The 17840-nt window shown below is 62.3% G+C and carries 12 protein-coding genes; 4 read left to right on the forward strand and 8 right to left on the reverse strand.

The annotated features are described in order from the left end of the window. Positions 1–43: 43 nt before the first annotated feature. Complete coding sequence (locus J0X25_RS19390; protein WP_207289092.1) at positions 44–328, reverse strand: DUF357 domain-containing protein; 285 nt, start codon at positions 326–328, stop codon at positions 44–46. 162 nt (positions 329–490) lie between these two features. Between J0X25_RS19390 and J0X25_RS19395 the strand changes: the two genes are divergently transcribed. From J0X25_RS19395 to J0X25_RS19405, 3 genes are all read left to right on the forward strand, one after another. Then, the gene (locus tag J0X25_RS19395) at positions 491–1819 is read left to right on the forward strand and encodes an FAD-dependent oxidoreductase (protein WP_207289093.1); all 1329 of its coding nucleotides are present in this window, start codon (positions 491–493) and stop codon (positions 1817–1819) included. Between the two features lie 184 nt (positions 1820–2003). After that, positions 2004–3203 (forward strand): hypothetical protein, encoded by a 1200-nt coding sequence (locus J0X25_RS19400; RefSeq protein WP_207289094.1) that lies wholly within the window; start codon positions 2004–2006, stop codon positions 3201–3203. A 366-nt stretch (positions 3204–3569) separates the two neighbouring features. Further along, a complete protein-coding gene (locus J0X25_RS19405) occupies positions 3570–4859 on the forward strand; it encodes an outer membrane protein assembly factor BamB family protein (protein WP_425600924.1) in 1290 nt (429 codons plus the stop codon). Between the two features lie 334 nt (positions 4860–5193). On the opposite strand, the gene J0X25_RS19410 is transcribed toward J0X25_RS19405, so the two are convergent. The 5 genes from J0X25_RS19410 to J0X25_RS19430 all read right to left on the reverse strand — a co-directional run bounded on the left by J0X25_RS19410 (position 5194) and on the right by J0X25_RS19430 (position 15582). Continuing rightward, a complete protein-coding gene (locus J0X25_RS19410) occupies positions 5194–8058 on the reverse strand; it encodes a DUF7827 domain-containing protein (protein WP_225896707.1) in 2865 nt (954 codons plus the stop codon). A gap of 363 nt (positions 8059–8421) precedes the next feature. Continuing rightward, positions 8422–10998, reverse strand: coding sequence for a DUF7827 domain-containing protein (locus J0X25_RS19415; RefSeq protein WP_207290831.1), 2577 nt, complete (start codon positions 10996–10998; stop codon positions 8422–8424). A 761-nt stretch (positions 10999–11759) separates the two neighbouring features. Continuing rightward, positions 11760–12548, reverse strand: a complete 789-nt coding sequence (locus J0X25_RS19420) for a VOC family protein (protein ID WP_207289097.1) — start codon at positions 12546–12548, stop codon at positions 11760–11762. A 48-nt stretch (positions 12549–12596) separates the two neighbouring features. Beyond that, a complete protein-coding gene (locus J0X25_RS19425; protein WP_207289098.1) occupies positions 12597–14312 on the reverse strand; it encodes a Na+/H+ antiporter NhaC family protein in 1716 nt (571 codons plus the stop codon). Positions 14313–14472: 160 nt separating this feature from the next. Further along, complete coding sequence (locus tag J0X25_RS19430) at positions 14473–15582, reverse strand: OBG GTPase family GTP-binding protein (RefSeq protein WP_207289099.1); 1110 nt, start codon at positions 15580–15582, stop codon at positions 14473–14475. A 181-nt stretch (positions 15583–15763) separates the two neighbouring features. Between J0X25_RS19430 and J0X25_RS19435 the strand changes: the two genes are divergently transcribed. After that, positions 15764–15967 (forward strand): VNG_1110C family protein, encoded by a 204-nt coding sequence (locus J0X25_RS19435; protein ID WP_207289100.1) that lies wholly within the window; start codon positions 15764–15766, stop codon positions 15965–15967. A gap of 196 nt (positions 15968–16163) precedes the next feature. On the opposite strand, the gene J0X25_RS19440 is transcribed toward J0X25_RS19435, so the two are convergent. Continuing rightward, positions 16164–16592 carry a hypothetical protein gene (locus J0X25_RS19440; protein ID WP_207289101.1) on the reverse strand — a complete coding sequence of 143 codons (429 nt, stop codon included), beginning with the start codon at positions 16590–16592 and terminating at the stop codon, positions 16164–16166. Next, positions 16589–17803: an outer membrane protein assembly factor BamB family protein gene (locus tag J0X25_RS19445; protein ID WP_207289102.1), complete on the reverse strand. Its 1215-nt coding sequence runs from the start codon at positions 17801–17803 to the stop codon at positions 16589–16591. Before J0X25_RS19445 ends, J0X25_RS19440 begins: the two co-directional genes overlap by 4 nt. Between the last annotated feature and the right edge of the window lie 37 nt (positions 17804–17840).

Genomic DNA, 17840 nt, shown 5'->3' on the forward strand with positions numbered 1-17840 from the left:
ATGTCCAACTGTGTTGGTGTGCCCGCCGACGCGGCGGCCCGTCTCAGACGGTGAAAAGGTGACCGTCGGTAGGGACGTCGAACAGTCCGATGCGGGCGCCGGCGTCCAGCCACGCGTGGCCGTAGGAAAACGCTGCCAGCGCGTTGACGAGGTCGCCGTCGTCGCGGAAGTGACGGCCGTCCTCGAGGTACGACGCCGCCATCTCGTAACACTCCGCGGCCGCCTCGGCCATCGGGGTCCCGTCCGGCGGCGCGACCGACGCCGCCTCGAGGGCCTCCGCGAGCAACTCGCCGTAGCGATCCGTCTTCTCCTCGAGATCCGCAGCCATAGTCGATCCTCGGGCGGCGGGGCCGTAAGTGCGTCGTCCCGCGGGACTCCCGTCGGGTTCGTCGACAGCGGGCGACCGACGGGAGCTGCCTGTCGTCACAGAAGACGACGACGCATTGCTGAGAGCGCAAGGGGTTTAGGCCCGCTATCCCAATCCAGATACATGAGCGAACAGCCTCGCGTCGAGATCTATACCAAGGAGGACTGCCCCTACTGCGAGAAGGCCAAGGACCTCTTCGACAGCAAGGACGTCGAGTACGAGACCTACAACGTCACCGGCGACGAGGAGCGCTTCGAGGAGATGATCGAGCGCGCAGACGGCCGCAAGACCGCGCCCGAAGTGTTCATCGACGACGAACTGATCGGCGGCTGGGACGACACCAGCGCACTCGACGAGACGGGCGAGCTGGACGAAAAACTCGGCATCGCGGACGACACCGAGGACGGCGAGGTCCTCGAGCACCGCAAACTCATCATCGCCGGTACCGGGATCGCCGGCCTCACCGCGGCCATCTACGCCGGCCGCTCGAACAACGAGCCGCTGGTCATCGAGGGCGACGAACCCGGCGGCCAGCTCACCCTGACCACGGACGTCGCGAACTACCCCGGCTTCCCCGAGGGCATCAGCGGCCCAGAACTGGTCAACAACATGAAGGAGCAGGCCAGGCAGTTCGGCGCCGACCTCAAGAACGGCATCATCGAGACCGTGGACGCCGACCAGCGGCCGTTCCGCGTCGAACTGACCAACGGCGACGTCTACACGGCCGACGCCGTCATCGCCGCTTCCGGCGCCAGCGCCCGCACCCTGGGCGTCCCCGGCGAGGACGAGCTGATGGGCTACGGGCTCTCGACGTGTGCGACCTGCGACGGCGCGTTCTTCCGCGGCGAGGACATGCTCGTCGTCGGCGGCGGCGACGCCGCCATGGAGGAGGCCACCTTCCTCACGAAGTTCGCCGACACCGTCTACATCGCCCACCGCCGCGAGGAGTTCCGCGCCGAGGACTACTGGATCGACCGCGTCCACGAAAAGGTCGAGGAGGGCGAGATCGAGATCATGAAAAACACCGAACTGGTCGAGATCCACGGCTCCCAGGAGGAGGGCGTCGACCACGTTACCCTCGTCGAGAACGAGAAGGGCCACCCCACCGACCGCCTCGACGACCCCGAGACCGACGAATTCGAGTTCGACGTCGGCGCCGTCTTCCTCGCGATCGGCCACACCCCCAACACCGACTACCTCGAGGACACCGGCGTCGAGATGGACGACGAGGGCTACCTCCGCACGCAGGGCGGCGACGGCGGCGGCCAGACCGAGACCGGCGTCCCCGGCATCTTCGGCGCCGGCGACGTCGTCGACTACCACTACCAGCAGGCCGTCACGGCGGCGGGAATGGGCTCGAAGGCCGCCCTCGACGCCGACGAGTACCTCGAGGACCTCGAGCGCGCCGACTCGAGCGCCGAGGAGGTCGAACCGGCCGCGGCTGACGACTGATCGGCGCTCCCGTCGCGAGGGGGAGTCTCGGCTGGCGTTCATCTGTTGTCTTCGGTATCTACCGGTGGAATAGCGATCGGGAGTAACAACTCTCGAGCTCGAACCCGCGGTCTGGGCCGACATATAGCTATACAATGACTGTCATCACAACTGATTTATGCTCCGTATTCGTATCTCGCGGGAGATGACACTCGAGAGACGGGAGCTACTCCGACTCGCCGGTGCGACGACGGTCGCCTCGACGGTCGGCATCGCCGGCTGCCTCGGTGGGAGCGATCCCACGGACGACGACGCGGGCGACGAGAATTCGACTTCGGCACCGTATCGAAACTGGTTGGTGACCGACGAGGAGGACGGATTGTTCGTCGCGTACGCCGATTGGGACCGCCTCGAGGCCCTCGAGGCGGCGGACACGGAGGTCGGAGCCAACCGGACGGAATCGCCCGACGACGCCAATCCGATGGCGAACGAAGAAGACGTGATGCTGGCCGCGCCGCTGATGGGGACGTTCTTCGTCGCCTTCGGCGTGATGGGGACGCTCGGAACCGGTCTCGAGGGACTCCTCGGAGGCGCCGGTAGCGGGGCGATGGGCGGTGCCGGTACCGAAACTGGGACCGACGGCGAGGACGGGGAGGCAGCCGACGAGGATGGCGAGCGTTTCGAGACCTCCGTCGACGACCTCTTCTGGGTGAACGACGCCTACGTGATCACCGGGAGTATCGACACCGGCGAGATTCACGAGACGCTGACCCGACAACCGGAGAGCGAGTACGGGCTGAAGACGGTGTACGAACGAAGCGAGGGAATCGGCGAGTTCGACGTCTACGAACCCGTCGACGGCGACTCCGAATACGCGACGACGGAAACCGCGATCGGCGTCAGCGAGGACGCGGTCGTGTTTTCGATGGGATCGGAGGGCGAATCCGTCGAGCAACTCCGCGGGCCGCTCGAGGCCTACAGCGGCGAAACAAAGCGGACCGTCGACCAACACGAGGACCTGAACTGGCTCGTCGAGACCGCCGGGAGCGGTCACGTCGTGTTCGGCGCGTACGGCGACCTCGAGCAGCAGGACGAGCCGGCATCCGAAGAGGGTGAAGCCGAACTGGAGATCGGCGAGAACGAGACGTACGACGAACTAGCCGGCGCGAACGGGTTCGTCGGATCCCTGACGATCGACGGGTCGACCGAGTCGTCGGGAACGTTCGCAGCCGTCTTCGACGACATCGATACGGAGACCAAAGCCGATCTCGAGGCGTCGCTCGGGAGTTCGACCGACGACGCGACCCTCGAGTTCGACGACGATCGGGTGGTCGCGACGGCGACCTGGGACGAGAACGCCCTCGAGGAATCCGACGTCGCGGGCGATGATTCATCCGCGGCTTGAACGAGTCGGTTCGGAACGGAGTTATCTGCCGCCTTTCAACGCGGGAAGACGGGTCGATTCGACCATTGTCTCCGTGTGGTTGGACACGGGCTCGTTCATTCGAGTGACGGTCACTAACGGGTACCCGTGATCGCGGCCGTCCCACCTGTCACCAAGCGTCGCTCTATCGACACGCTCTCAGCCGAGAGATCGGGGTGTTTTTGCGCGCAACGGTTTTTGACAGCAACAGAACCTCCAATGGGATCGACGAATCAGTTCGCGGGATCCGGGCGCACACGGGAATACTCCACCACACCGACCCGGCGACAGCTCCTTCGTGCGGGCGGCGCAGCCCTGGTCACGGGGCTCGCCGGTTGTTCCGAGATAGTGAATACTTTCGATAATAGCGGCAATTGTGGCTCCGTCGAACCCGCGGCCTCCGTTTCTGAGTACGCGACGCATCCGAACGAGAACGTCTCGATGTTCCGGCGCGGACTGCGTCGGCTCGGCTACTTCCCCGACGAAGTCGTTCCCGAATCGGTGCGCGTCAACTGGACGTTTCCCATCAACTACGTTGGTCACACGGCCGCCAAGGCGAGTCCGGTGCCGACGCCCGACGGCGAAACGATCGTATTCGCGGGAGACAGCGGCTGGGTGCACGCCTACGCCCCGAACGGTGAGAAACGGTGGGCGACCCTGACCGGTGCAACCGAGCTCGGCTTCCACGGCTCTGCGGCGATCGTCGACGACACCGTCTACATCGGCGGCTACGACGGGGACCTCTACGCACTGGACCGGGAGACCGGCGATCTGGTCTGGCGGACCCGCTCCCGGGACCTCGAGGGGACGCTGGCGATCGGCTCGAGTCCCGCCTACTACGACGGTCGGCTGTACGTCATCGCCGAGTACGGCTCGCCATCCTCCGGCGCGCTGTGGGAAATCGATCCCGAGACCGGCGAGCCGACGTGGAGCGACGACCGCATCTGGGGTCAACCGCACCCCTCGCCGACGATCGACCTCGACGCGGGTCGGATTCTGGCCGGCTCGAACGACGGCGTCGTCTACTGCTGGGCGTTCCCCTCCCTCCAGTTCGCCTGGTCGTTCCAGACGGGCGGCGAGGGCGGCCCCGACGGCGAGTCGAAGGCCGACGGCGCGTTCCGACTCGGCGCCCAGATCAAGGGAACGGTCGCGGCACACGACGGCTACGGATACGTCGGGAGCTGGGACGATACGTTCTACTGCATCGACCTCGAGGACGGTACTGAGGAGTGGGCGTTCGAGACGGACGGCTCGATCATGGCGAATCCGGCCGTCGACGTCGACGAGGACGTCGTCTACATGGGGAACGACGACGGCGCCGTTTACGCGATCGACGCAAAATCCGGCGAGGAACTGTGGTCGGCCGACGTCGGCGGCCGCGTCATCGGTGGTCTCTCGGTCACTGCCGGATCGGTGCTCGTCGGCTCGTACGATTCCCACCTCTATGCTTTCGACAAGGAGACGGGCGGGCAGTGCTGGCGGGTCGAGAACCGAGGCCGGGTTACCAGTGCTCCCGTTCCAGTCGACGGCCGAATCTACTACGCCGAACGTGCCGTGTTCTCGAACTATTATGACGACGACAAGGAGACGACCATGGATGAACCCGGTCACGCGTACTGTCTGGTCGCCGACGAATAGTCCCGGTACGCTCCAGATTCATCGAATACGGCTTCAATCGTCAGTTGTCCTCATTTCCGTTGTCGATTCTGTCTCACACGCTGCAAGGTGTGTCGAACGGCCGACGCCGTTCGGTATCGGACTCGCCGATACGTGCCGGGAAGGTGGCTTCAATGAGCCAGAAGTGTCGGTACTCGGTCCGAAAGGGCCGAGTGAAAAACACCGTCTGCCTGTATTAATGGAGTAGCGGTATCGAAATAGTCGGCTCCTCGGGTAGCGTCGCTATCGAGTGTAGCGCGCGAAAGAAATGAAAGTGCGTCGGGACCGGACGAAGTCCGGTAGTTAGGTGGCCGAGTTAGTTCTGGCGGCGGAGTGCCAGCATGGCGGCGGCGAGCATCGCGACGAGGGCGACAGCGATGCCGAAGCCGGGCGTTCCGTCTTCGTCATCGTCTTCCCCGCCGTTCTCGTCACCGTTCTCGTCGCCGTTCTCGTCACCGTTCTCGTCACCATTCTCGGCTCCGTTCTCGTCACCGTTGCCGTCGTCTTTGCCGACGGTCAGGGTGCCGGAGTCGGAGTCGTCGTCGACGGAGACATCCCAGTTGATGTCACCCTCGGCGCTGGTGTCGAAGTCGTAGCTGTTGGTGATCTCTTCGCCGGCCTCGAGCGTAAGGTCCTGCTCGTCGACGACTTCGCCGTCGATGGTGACCGTGTAGCTCGTGGTCTTCTCGAGATCAGCGTCGTTGTTGGTGACGGTCACGTCGAGCGACGCGTCGTCATCAACCTTGACGTTAGTGGGTGCGTCACCCTCGACGGTGACGTCGCCCTTAGTTTCAGCCTCGCCATCAACGATGATGCCCTTCGTGGAGTCGGAGGCATCCTCGTTGAGTTCGCTGACGGAGATCGAACGGATCTCGGTGCCAGCGTCGTAGTTGCTGAGGTCGAAGGTGGCGCTGATCGTACCGTCTTCAGCGACCTCCGTGGTCGCGGTCTTGACTTCCGTCGGGAGGCGGACGTTGTAGCGGACCTCCGTGCCAGGTGCGATATTGGACTCGGCCGTAATCTCCGAGTTCTCGACGTTCTCGACCAGCAGGCGCTCGTCGTCGTCGAAGTCGCCCGTGATCGTGACGTCACGCTCTTCGACGCTGAATGTAGCGTCCGAGCGCTCGTCCTCGTCGACGTAGTCGTTCTCCTCAGTCACTGCGAACTCGACGTTCCACGTCTCGTCGGCGTCGATCGACGTGTCGCCGTCAGCGGCCGCCGAGACGTCAACGACGACGTAGAACGTGTCGTTTGCAGCGTCTTCGTGGACCGTTGCACTGCTACCTTCGATGTCGGACAGCTGGAGCTGTTCCGGATCGTCGTAGCGCGGGTTGTGCGTGTTCGTCAGGTTCAGTTCGAGACCTTCACCGTTCCAGTTACCGCTGTCGTCGAGGAGGTAGCCGTAGACACCGCTGGCGTCAACCTCGGCGACGAGCAGGTCATCGGCCGCGATCGTGTCGCTCTCCGAGCTTGCTCCGAGGATGTCCTCGATGTTGTCGTCGTGAGCGAGGTCGCTGGGTGCGACGTGAGTCGTCACGTCGCCAGTGTTGCGTTCGCTCAGGACCAGGAACGAGGCGTCGGTCGCTCGGTCGCGGGCGTCGTTGACGAATGCTTCGAGTTCGTAGTCAGCGTCGAGCAGACGGACTCCAGAGTCGAACGAGGTCTGGCTGTCGACTTCAACCTCGTCGTCTTCCGAGGAGAACGCTTTGTCACCGTGACCAGCGTAGTAGGTGTTGAACTTGACGGTCACTTCGCCGTCGTCGTTCGTGTCGGTCAGGTTGAGGGTGGCGTCGTAGTTGTTGTCAACCTCAGAGAGGTTCACGTACGCTTCGTCGGTGTCCTCAAGGTCGACGGTGAACTCGACGACGTCACCGATCTCTTGTTCGTACTGGTTCGCATCGAAGTTCGCGACCTGTTCTTCTTCCGTAACGGAGAAGCTGTCGGACTCGGCGGTGATACCGCTGTCGACGTCCTCAACTTCGACCGTGTAGTCGCCCGGCTCGGGCGCAGTCAGCTCAGCTTCGTAGACACCGTTGGAGTCGAGCGAACCCGAATCAACGGCACCGTCGACTTCCTTACCGTTGGAGTCGAGGAGACGGGCTTCGACATCGCGGTCGATGTCGTCAGCCTCGACGGTGGCTTTGATGGTGTCGCCCTGCGCGTACTGGCTCTTGTCGGTCGAGACCGACACACCGAGATCGTCAACCGTCACGTTGACAGTTGCATCACTAGCGAACGTGACAGTGATCTCGTCACCATTTTCGTAGGCATCGGTGTTGAGCGTACGGACAACGCTGTTCTCACCGAGACCACGAGTCACGGATCCGTCAGGGGCCGCGATGTCGACGCTGGTGTCCGGGTTACTCGCTGCGAGGAGAGCCAGGTTTTCACCATCGTAGGCATCGAGGTCTGCGGCACCGCCCTCGTCGGGGTCCTGAACGGTCGTCGACGTCGTCTCGATGTCATACTCCTCACCGAGGATGTCGACCGTTGCGCCCGGCGCAAGGCCACTCTCACCGAGCGTAGCACCGTCAAGCTCGATGATCAGGTTGTTATTAGCTAGGTCGGCACTAGCACCGTAAGTGCTGGTGTCAGCGGTGTTTTCCCCGCCAACGTAAACGTTGTTCACAACGTTCGTGTTGCTGTTCCGGTCAGTGACGTTCACGTGAGATGCTTCGAGACCGGCAATTTCACCGTCGAAGACAACCTCAACGTAATGGGTACCACTGTCCGTGAATTCCTGCGGACCCTGATCAACGGAGTCGAGACCGAGGGCCAGCGTCGCAGAATCAGTGACTGCAGTGCTCAGCGAGGTTCCGTCACCCTGGAGCAGTTCAGCAGTGTAATCATTATCCAGAGTTGCTTGCGTAATGTCGTCTTTCAGGTCGACCGTGACGACCTCCCCTCCGTGGTCTTCTTCATTGAGGGAGAGGTTTGCAACCTCGTCACCAGTAGCATTGGTGATACTGAGGTACTCTGCGTTGCTGAATTCATCGCTCAATTCAACTTCAACCGTTTGACCATCCGTCGCTTGGTCATTGAATTCGAGGTCGTCTGTGCTGCCTACGTCTGCTGCTGCGCCGCCCGCGAATGCTGCGGACATGGCGAACACAGACAGGACCATAAGCGCGGCCAGGAACGCTGCTCGTCCCTTTTCGCGATATGTAGTTTCGCTTGTCATTTATGTTGTCTTGTTGTTTTGGATTTCGGTTGGTTAGCGCACGATACATCCGGGATGCGACAACCGGCTGCGGTTGAACCGCATACTCATCATCAACCCACTCGGCCGCCCGGGTAGGGGTATCCGACTGACTATCATCTTATATAATAAGTCTTCTGTTGTTATATATGGTCGTAGTAATTGTCGATCTGTTTTCAGAATCTGGCTCTACTATGCACTTAACCCGAATAGAGCTCGTTTTGCTCCTCAAATATTCCTATTGGGATCATTGAGATTCGCGGTGGAAGGACTAGGTCTCTTCCTTAAAAGAAATGAAAGTGCGTCGGGGCCGGACGGAGTCCGGTAGTTGGTTAGGTGGCCGAGTTAGTTCTGGCGGCGGAGTGCCAGCATGGCGGCGGCGAGCATCGCGACGAGGGCGACAGCGATGCCGAAGCCGGGCGTTCCGTCTTCGTCATCGTCTTCCTCGCCGTTCTCCTCGGTGCCGTTGTCCTCGGTTCCGTTGTCTTCGGTACCGTTATCCTCGGTTCCGTTATCCTCGGTTCCGTTATCCTCGGTTCCGTTCTCTTCAGTACCGTTCTCCTCGGTACCGTTCTCCTTGTCGTCCTTCTTGTCAGGATCCTCGTCGACGATGACGCCTTTCGTGGAGTCGGAGGCGTCGTCGCCGAGTTCGGTCACGGAGATCGAACGAATCTCGTCACCAGCGTCGTAGTTGCTGAGGTCGAAGGTGCCGACGATCGAACCGTCGTCAGTGACTTCCGTGTTGAAGCCGATGACCTCCGTCGGGAGACGGACGTTGTATCGGACTTCTGTACCAGGTGCGACGTTGGAGTCAGCGGTGATCTCGGACTCTTCACCGTTGCCGACCTGCAGTCGCTCGTCCTCGTCGAAGTCACCGGTGATCTCGACGCTGCGCTCTTCAACGCTGAAGGTCGCGTCGGTGCGCTCGTCCTCGTCGACGTAGTCATTGTCCTCGGTCACAGCGAATTCGACGTTCCAGGTCTCGTCAGCGTCGATCGTCGTGTCGCCGTCAGTGACGGCAGCGACGTCGACAACGACGTAGAACGTGTCGTTTGCAGCGTCCTCGTGGACGGTTGCGCTGTCACCTTCGATGTCAGAGAGGAGGATCTGCTCCGCATCGTTGTAGCGCGGCTCGTGCGTGTTCGTCAGGTTCAGCTCCAGGCCCGTGCCGTCGGCCAGTTCACCGTCGTCGTTGAGGAGGTAGCCGTAGACACCGCTGGCTTCAACCTCTGCGACGAGCAGGTCACTGTTCGCGACCGTGTCGCTCTCGGAGCTTGCCTCGAGGATGGTCTCGAGGTCGTCATCGTGTGCGAGGTCGGCGGGTGCGACCGCGGTGGTCACGTCGCCGGTGTTACGCTCGCTGAGGACCAGGAACGAAGCGTCGGTCGCTCGTTCGCGGTCTTCAGTGACGAACGCTTCGAGCTCGTAGTCTGCGTCGAGCAGGCGAACGCCACTATCGAACGAGGTTTCGCTGGCGACCTCAACCTCGTCGTCTTCGGAGGTGAACGCCTTGTCGCTGTCCTGACCAGCGTAGTAGGTGTTGAACGTGACGGTCACTTCGCCGTCATCGTCAGTGTCGGTCAGGTTGAGGGTGGCGTCGTAGTTGTTGTCAACCTCAGAGAGGTTCACGTATGCCGAATCGGTGTCCTCGAGTTCGACCGTGAACTCGACGACGTCACCGATCTCTTGTTCGTACTGGTTCGCGTCGAAGTTCGCGACCTGTTCTTCTTCCGTGACGGAGAAGCTGTCAGACTCGACGGTGATACCGCTGTCGACGTCCTCAACTTCAACCGTGTAGTCGCCCGGCTTGGGCGCGGTCAGCTGAGCGTTGTAGATACCGTCGGAGTCGAGCGAACCCGAATCAACGGCGCCGTCGACTTCCTCACCCTCAGAGTCGAGGATGCGGACTTCAACATCGCGGTTGATGTCGTCAGCCTCAACAGTGGCCTCGATGGGGTTACCCTGGGCGTACTGGCTACGGTCAGTCTCGACCGTCACACCGAGGTCGTCCAGCTCGAGCGTGCCTTCGGAATCATCAGAGAAGGTGACGTTGACTGAGCTACCGTCACTGAGGCCGCTGGTATCGAGCGTGCGGACCAGACTGTTTTCACCGAGGGCACGAGTGACCGTTCGGTCCTCGGTCTCGATGTCGATTTCTTCGTTCGTGGTACCGACGATGGCGATCGTTTCGCCAACGTAGGCCGAATCGTCCGTACCCGATTCGAGCGTAGTCGAGGTCGTCTCGATATCGTGCTCGACACCGAGGATCTCTATCGTGGAACCACTGGCGAGTTTCTCAGCAGGGCTGAGCGTAACAACGCCATTGGCATCTCCCGAAAGCGTATCGAAGTTAACGGAATCACCGTTACGGTTAGTGATTTCAACCTGATCTGCGTTCAGGTTGGAGAAGTCACCGTTCTCGTAGACGATCTCCAGCATGTAATCGTCGGTGGATTCGTCAACGACGTAGGAGACGGGACCTTGATCAACTGCGGAAGCGTCATCAACGAGCGACAGGGTTGCATTATCCCAGCTGTCGGCAGTAGAGTCCGCACCCACAGCGGCTCCAGTCGCATCAGCCAGATAGGCATCATAATCGTCAGCGCCAGTATCGAGCGTGTCTGCTGTGATCTCGTCATCGAGTTCAATCGTATTGATTTCACCCGTCTCGAGATCATCGACACTGACGTTGCCGATCTCTTCGGACGCGTTTTCAATGATCAGGCGATCTGCCTGATCAACATCTGTAATCTCAACATCTACTGAGCTACCAGTTGTAGCTTGATCTGCGAATGTAACGTCATCGGTCGCGGCTGCCGCCGAGCCCACAAACGCTGCGGACATAGCGACAACAGAAAGTACCATAAGCGCGGCCAGGAACACTGCGCGTCCCTTTTCGCGGATGGTTGATTCGTTTGTCATTGGTTGTCTTGTTGTTTGGTTTGGTTGGTTGGCGTGCGATGCGACATGGAGTGCGATCAGTGCGGACGTCCGCACCAACTCGCACCGGGTAGGGGTAACTGGATCTATAAACCATCCCGTAATAAGCTTTCTGGAGCTCGAATAGGTCCATTAACTTGAGTAATGCTCTATAAACCGCAAGACGTGAACGAGTTTGTTGGATTGCCGGACGACAGCAATATGTCCATGAATGACTGTTACAAGAGAGTATTATTTATATGGAGGTGGATAATCGCGAGCCAGTAGGGCGCTCTAAGCGAGAACGCGCGTTCTCCAGCCACCTGCGACCGCGAACTTGAGGTACAACCCATCCCGTGTGTGTATAATAATATATTACTCGCCGCAGAACTCGATTAGGGCCTAATTTGGGGCGACGGGGTGGGGAGAGATGACAACTTACTCATATTTCGTCGCTATCCGCTCAAGTCGACAGGTCACAGCGGCCGACGGTCACTGGAGCGAGTTTGGCCGTCTCTCGACGCGAGCCGGATCGACTGCATCATACGCAGGGCAAGCGCGACTAGGCAAGTAATCCGTAGCGTCCTCAGAAGCACGTGATCGAGACGGCATTTGAGTCGGGATAGCTGTTGCCTGCTGCAAGCCACTGGCGCGAGCGTAGTCGCATCGGATCAGGCGCCGACGGTGTCACTATACTCGAGCACGATACCGACTGCTACCACGAAAAATCCAGTTACGAAACACCGCGAACGACCTCGAGCGGCTCAGAACGGGAACAGCGAGTCGGCCTCGAGATCCCGCTCTATCAGTTCGATCTCGTGGCCGTCCTGATCCCGCGTGAACGCGTACATGTTGTCGTTGCTCTCGGGATCGCGGTAGTCGTCGGCCCCGCGTTCCACGAGAGTCTCCCAGTCCTCGGTCAGATCGTCGACGCGGACGCAGAGGTGGCCCCACGCGTCTCTCATCTCGTAGCTGCGGCCGTCGTAGTTGTACGTTAACTCGACTGACATCGCCTCGCTAGCGGCGTCTCGGGGTTCGACGAAGTAGTTCGCGAAGGTGTCGGACTCCCAGCGGCCGACCTCGTCGTACTCGAACTTGCGAGTCCAGAAGCCCAGCGCCTCGTCGGCATCCTCGACGCGGATCATGGTGTGGTCGAGCGACCACAGCGCCCCCTCGTCACGCTGGACGATTTCGATCTCGTGACCGTCCGGGTCCTTCACGAACGCGTAGCGACCGCCGCAGGACTCGGGGTCGCGGTAGTCCTCGACACCCCCGTCCATCAGCTGCTGGTAGTAGTCCTCGAGTTCGCCCTCGGGAACCCGGACGGCGATATGGCCCCAGGCATCACCGACCTCGGGTTCTTCGCCCTCGTTGTGGGTGATCTCGAGCATCGCGCCGTCCTCGTGCATCCCCTCCGGTCCGAGATAGACGATGGTGAAGCCGTCGCCCTCGAAGCGGTCCTTCTCCTCGTACTCGAGGTGGGTCTGGTACCACTCGAGCGACTCCTCGAGATCCGAGACGCGGATCATCGTGTGGTCGAGCGTTCCGTCCATACGCGAGCGAACGCCTGCGACTCCAAAAAGCGTGGCGAAGGCGGCGGTCTAATCGAGGTCTTCGGTCGTGGAACCGGGTTCCGTCCCCGGCTCTCGACTCCCGCGATCGACGTCGATCGACGAGGCCCTGGGATCGACGCCCTTGCGACGCGCGTCGAGCTCGGAGAGGCCGTAGACGAGACCGACGAGCAGGACGGCCCCCAGCGGGAGGAAGACCATCCACGGGACACCGAGGAACCCGTAGAGCGCGTAACAGACGATCACGACGAACAGGACGGTTCCGGCGTAGTACAGCTGCGTGCGGATGTGATCGATGAGATCCGCACCGGTGAACGTCGCGGAGAGGACGGACGTGTCGGAGATCGGTGACGAGTGATCTCCGAAGATCGCACCCGAGAACACCGCACCGATCATCACCGGCATGAGTTCGAAACTGCCGGTGAGTTCGTAGGCGACTCGAATCGCGATCGGCGTGACGATTCCCATCGTCGCCCACGACGACCCCATGGTGAACGCGACGAACGCGGACACGAGCAACACGACGATCGGGAGCAGCGCCGGGGAGACGATCCCCTCCGCGACGCCGGCGACGTAACTGCCCGTGCCGAGTTCCTCGGCGACCGCGCTGATCGACCAGGCGAGGACCAGAATCGTCACCGCGGTCAGCATGAGGCTGAACCCCTCGAGAACCGTATCGATACTATCGCCGAGATCGAAGAGGTCGTACGCCAACCCGATGAGTATCAGCGTCGCGACCATAGCGAACGATCCCCACACGAGGGCGGCCGCGAAGTCGCCGGCTCCCACGACGTCGACCAGAACCTGCACGACGCCGTCGGTACCGATGGCCGTCTCGAGCGACGTTGGCGCATCCGCTTCGGCCTGGTCCGAGAGCCACGACTGATAGCCGGTCCAGAACGCACCGGCGAGCGTAACCGAGATCAGGACGGCGATCGGTGCGAAGAAGGTCCGGAGCATCGGCCGGTCCTCGATCGGAGCACCCAGGTCTTTTTCGACTTCCTGGAGCGGCTGTGCCTCGTCGCGGTTCACCTTTCCCGTCTGCCAAGCGCGGTGTTCGGCGTCGAGCATCTCCCCGTAGTCGCGCCGCGAGACGACGATGATCCCCACCATGAGGATCGCGAACAGCGAGTAGGCGTTGAACGGAATCGACCCAACGAACGTTTCGAACGCTCCCGGCGTGTCGGCCGCGGCGACGCTGTAATCCTCGCTCTCGACGAGCGCGGTGTACCCTTCGTCGATCATCGACAGCTGGAACGCAACCCAGCTCGAGAGCCCGATCGTCGCCACGGGCGCGGCCGTCGAGTCGACGATGTAGGAGAGCTTCTCTCGAGAGATGCGCATCTGATCGGAGATCTCGCGCATCGTACTTCCCACGATGGCGGTATTGGCGTAATCGTCGAAGAACAGGAGCATTCCCAGTATCCACGCCGCGAGCCCGGTCTTGCGCTGGGTCTCGAGCCGGCTCGTCGCCCAGTTGCGAACGGCGGTCGCGCCGCCGAGTCGCCAAATCAGCGCTACGCCGGATCCCAACAGGAGGGTGAAAATCAGAATCTGCGCGTGAAACACGTCCGCGATCGACCCGGCGATCCAGTCGAACGTTTGTCCGATACCGATACTTTCGGTCGCGATGACGCCGCCCGACCAGATCCCGAGAAACAGCGACAGGATCGGCCGACGCGTGACGATCGCGAGCGCGATCGCCAGCAACGGCGGAACCAGTGAATAATATCCGGCCTCAAACATGCTCAAACAGTCGCTAGACGGTCAGATAATGCTATTGATTGTGATACCATTCCGTCATATTATGCTGTTATCTGCTCTCAACTGGTTAGGGATGACCCGTCTCGACGGACAGCAGTGACCCCTGAGCGGGAACGGAATCGTGAGTTCGTCGGACCGACGACTATCGCCGCAGAATCAATTTGAGGACGTCCTCGTCCTCGAGAACGTGGTCCTTCCCGACCTGCTGCTGGTCGTGGGTCGCGCTGGGACCCGTTACCCGCGCGAAGCGGAACCGCTCTTGCATCTCGCCGCCGAGTTTGTCGATGGCTTCGCCGACGGTCGCCCCTTCCTCGATGACGAGTGGTTCCTCCCAGTCGATGCCCCGACCGGGTTTGTCCATGTAGACGCGGATCAGTCCCAGATTGTTCCAGATGCGGTCTTTGAGGGCGTCGAGGCCCCTCTCCTCCTCGGCGCTGATGAACGTGACCTCCTCGGGATCGAGGTCGCGTTCGCGCAACTGCTCGTCGACCGTCTCCTTGTAGTCGGGTTCGATCAGGTCGACCTTGTTGACGGCCGTGATCGAGGGGATGTACTCCCGGTTCTCCATCAGACCGTCGACCAGCCGGTCGATGGTGACGTTCTCCTGGAGGTTGACGACGGCGTTAACGTAGCCGTGTTCGCGGAGGACCTGCTTGATCGTCTCCTCGTCTAGGTCCTGGTCGGTGCTCGAGGTGATCTTGATGCCGTCCTTGATCTTCGGCCGGACGGTCACTCGCGGGGGCTTCCTGTCGACGCGGATGTTGATGTCGTACAACTCCTCCTGCAGGCGGTCGTACTGGTCGATCTCGAACACCGAGAGCATGAAGATGATGAGGTCGGCGTTGCGGACGACCGCCAGCACCTGCTGGCCGTCGCCCCGACCCGAGGCCGCACCCTCGATCAACCCGGGCACGTCCAGCAGCTGGATGTTCGCGCCGCGGTGCTGGAGCATCCCGGGGTTGACGTCCAGCGTCGTGAATTCGTAGGAGCCGGTCTCGCTCTCGGCGTTGGTCAGCGAGTTCAGCAGCGACGACTTGCCGACGCTCGGAAAGCCGACCAGCGCGACGGTCGCGTCTCCGTGTTTCTCGACCGAGTAGCCGGTGCCGCCGCCCGCCGAACTCTGGTTCTGGAGCTTCTCCTTCTTCTCCGCGAGCTTGGACTTCAACCGGCCGATGTGGGCCTCCGTCGACTTGTTGTAGGGCGTGTTGGCGATTTCGTCTTCGATCTCCTCGATCTCCTCCTCGAGCCCCATTTGTCAGTATCCAACCGCCCGCGCCGAAAAACACTTTCCATGCCGACCGCCGACCCCCGTCACGCGGCCGGGCTCTCGAGTTCGACGCCGAAGCGACGACTGAGTGGTACTACTCGAATCCGTTACCATTCGAACGTGACTTCGACATACATAAACGACAGCGCGGGGTAGCCAGAAAGTGATGCCAGACGCGGCGCGGCTTCGCGACAGCACGCAGATCGTCCTCCCGCGGGAGACGCTTCAGGGGCTCGAGCCCCCGCTGGACGACGAGTTCACGGTGACCGTCGTCCAGGAAGCGGAGGGGCTGTGCCGAATCATCGGCAGCCCCGTCGAGATCAAGGACGCGAGCGAGTTCCTCGCCCGCCGGGGAATCACCGTTCGCTGAGTCGACGACCGGGGAATCACGGCTGCTGACCGATAACCGGCGTCTCGTCCCGAACTAACGACTGGCGCCTCGTCCGGCGTACCGCGTCCGCCGCCCATCCACCGGGTTTCGCTCTCGGTTACTGCTTTTGCCCGCTCATTTGCGATACCGTAACCGCGATTCCTCGCCGACTCGAGCGGGGTCTCGTAGCGACCCCCTACTCCGCTCGAGGCTCGGCGTCCGTCCCGCCGGTCCGGGTCGCCACGCGCTCGCGGAGGTCGGTCCGGAAGACGAGCGCGACGCCAGCCGACACCGCGGCCAGATAGACGAGGGCGTCGGCCACCAGGAGGCGCATCGAGATCACGTTCAGCCCCCAGAGCCCGACGAGCCACTGGAAGGCGACGAACAGGATCACGATCAGGAGCGCGGCGTGAAACAGTCGCTCCTCCGGTCCGTCGTACGTTTCCTCGAGGACGAACCCGACCGCCAGCGCGACGACCACCAGAACCCAGTTCGGTACGACGACGCCCGTCAGTTCGCCGGCCGACGTGAGCAGTTCCCCGAGCGGCAAGAGCGCGGGCGAGACGAGAACCGCGATCAGGAGCGCCCAGACGGCCCGTCCGGCGGCGTCGGTCGCGCGGCTCACTGCGGACTCACCTCGTACACCGTCTCGCCGAGTAGGTGGTAGACGCGATCACCGGCGATCAGCGGCGTACTGCCGAACGGGTCGCTATCGTCGGTGTCGACCGAGACGCGAAACCGCTCGTCGCCGGTGTCGGCCTCGAGCGCGAGGAGTCCGTCCGCCCGCGAGGCGTAGACGGTCTCGCCGCCGACGCTGAGCCCGAACTCGAGGGCCGAGCGTTCTCGCTGCCACACATCTCTCCCCTCGAGGTCGATTCGATCGATCGATTCGGCGTTCGGTCGCGACCAGTACAGTGCGCCGTTCGACGCGTCAAGTGCGATCGAGTCGTGATGCGTGCTCCGGTCGGTCGACTCGTCGGGGATGGTCCACCGTCGATTCCCGGAGTCGGTTTCGAGAGCGGTCAGGTCGCCGTTCGATGCCACGACGGCGACGAAATCGTCGGCGACCGCGACCTGCCCGCGGCTCAGCGACGAGGCGCCGATAGCCGCGTCGCTCTCCCAGCGTCGAGCGCCGGTTTCGGCCTCGAGGCCGACCAGTCGGCCGTCGTCGTAGTGGGCGCCGACGAGGAGCCCGCTGCGGGCGGCCAGCGGCGTCAGCCGCCCGGCCTGTCGCCAGCGTTCCAGCCCCGTCTCCGCGTCGAGGGCGAGAAGCCGGTCGCCGCCGTCGACGAGGGCCGACACGGAGACGGTGTTCCCGAACAGGTGGAGCCCGTCGCTGCTGCTGTTGAGTTCGTAGCGCCAGCGCAGCCGACGGGAGTCGAGGTCGAGCGCGCAGACGTCGGTCTGAAACACGAGATAGACGACGCCGTCGCGAACCCGCGGCTCCGTATCGAGCTGCGGGCGGTCGTGCGTCCCAAGCGGCGGGGGCTGTCGGTACGCGTACCGCCAGCGCTCCGCGCCGCTCCCGACGTCGATCGCCCGGAGCGATCGGTGCGTCGGGACGAGCAGCGTCCCGTCGACCAGTGCGAGCCCCGCGTGTTCATATCGTCGGTGCGTCTCGAGCGTCCGATCCCAGCCGACCGTTCCGTCCGCGCCTGGACCGGGATCGGCCGTCGTCGCGCTGTTTCTCGAGTCGGCGCGCGGCTGGAGCCACCCGTCTTCGGCGTCCGGACCCGCGTGGTTCGACGTGCCGATGCGCGGACCGAGGAGACTGGCGCCGAGCAGCGACCCGCCCGTCACGCCGAGCAATCGACGTCGGGTCAGTGACGGATACATACTCGAGACAGACGTACAGGGAATATATGTTTTTCCT

The organism is Haloterrigena alkaliphila, assembly GCF_017352155.2.
GTDB lineage: Archaea > Halobacteriota > Halobacteria > Halobacteriales > Natrialbaceae > Haloterrigena > Haloterrigena alkaliphila.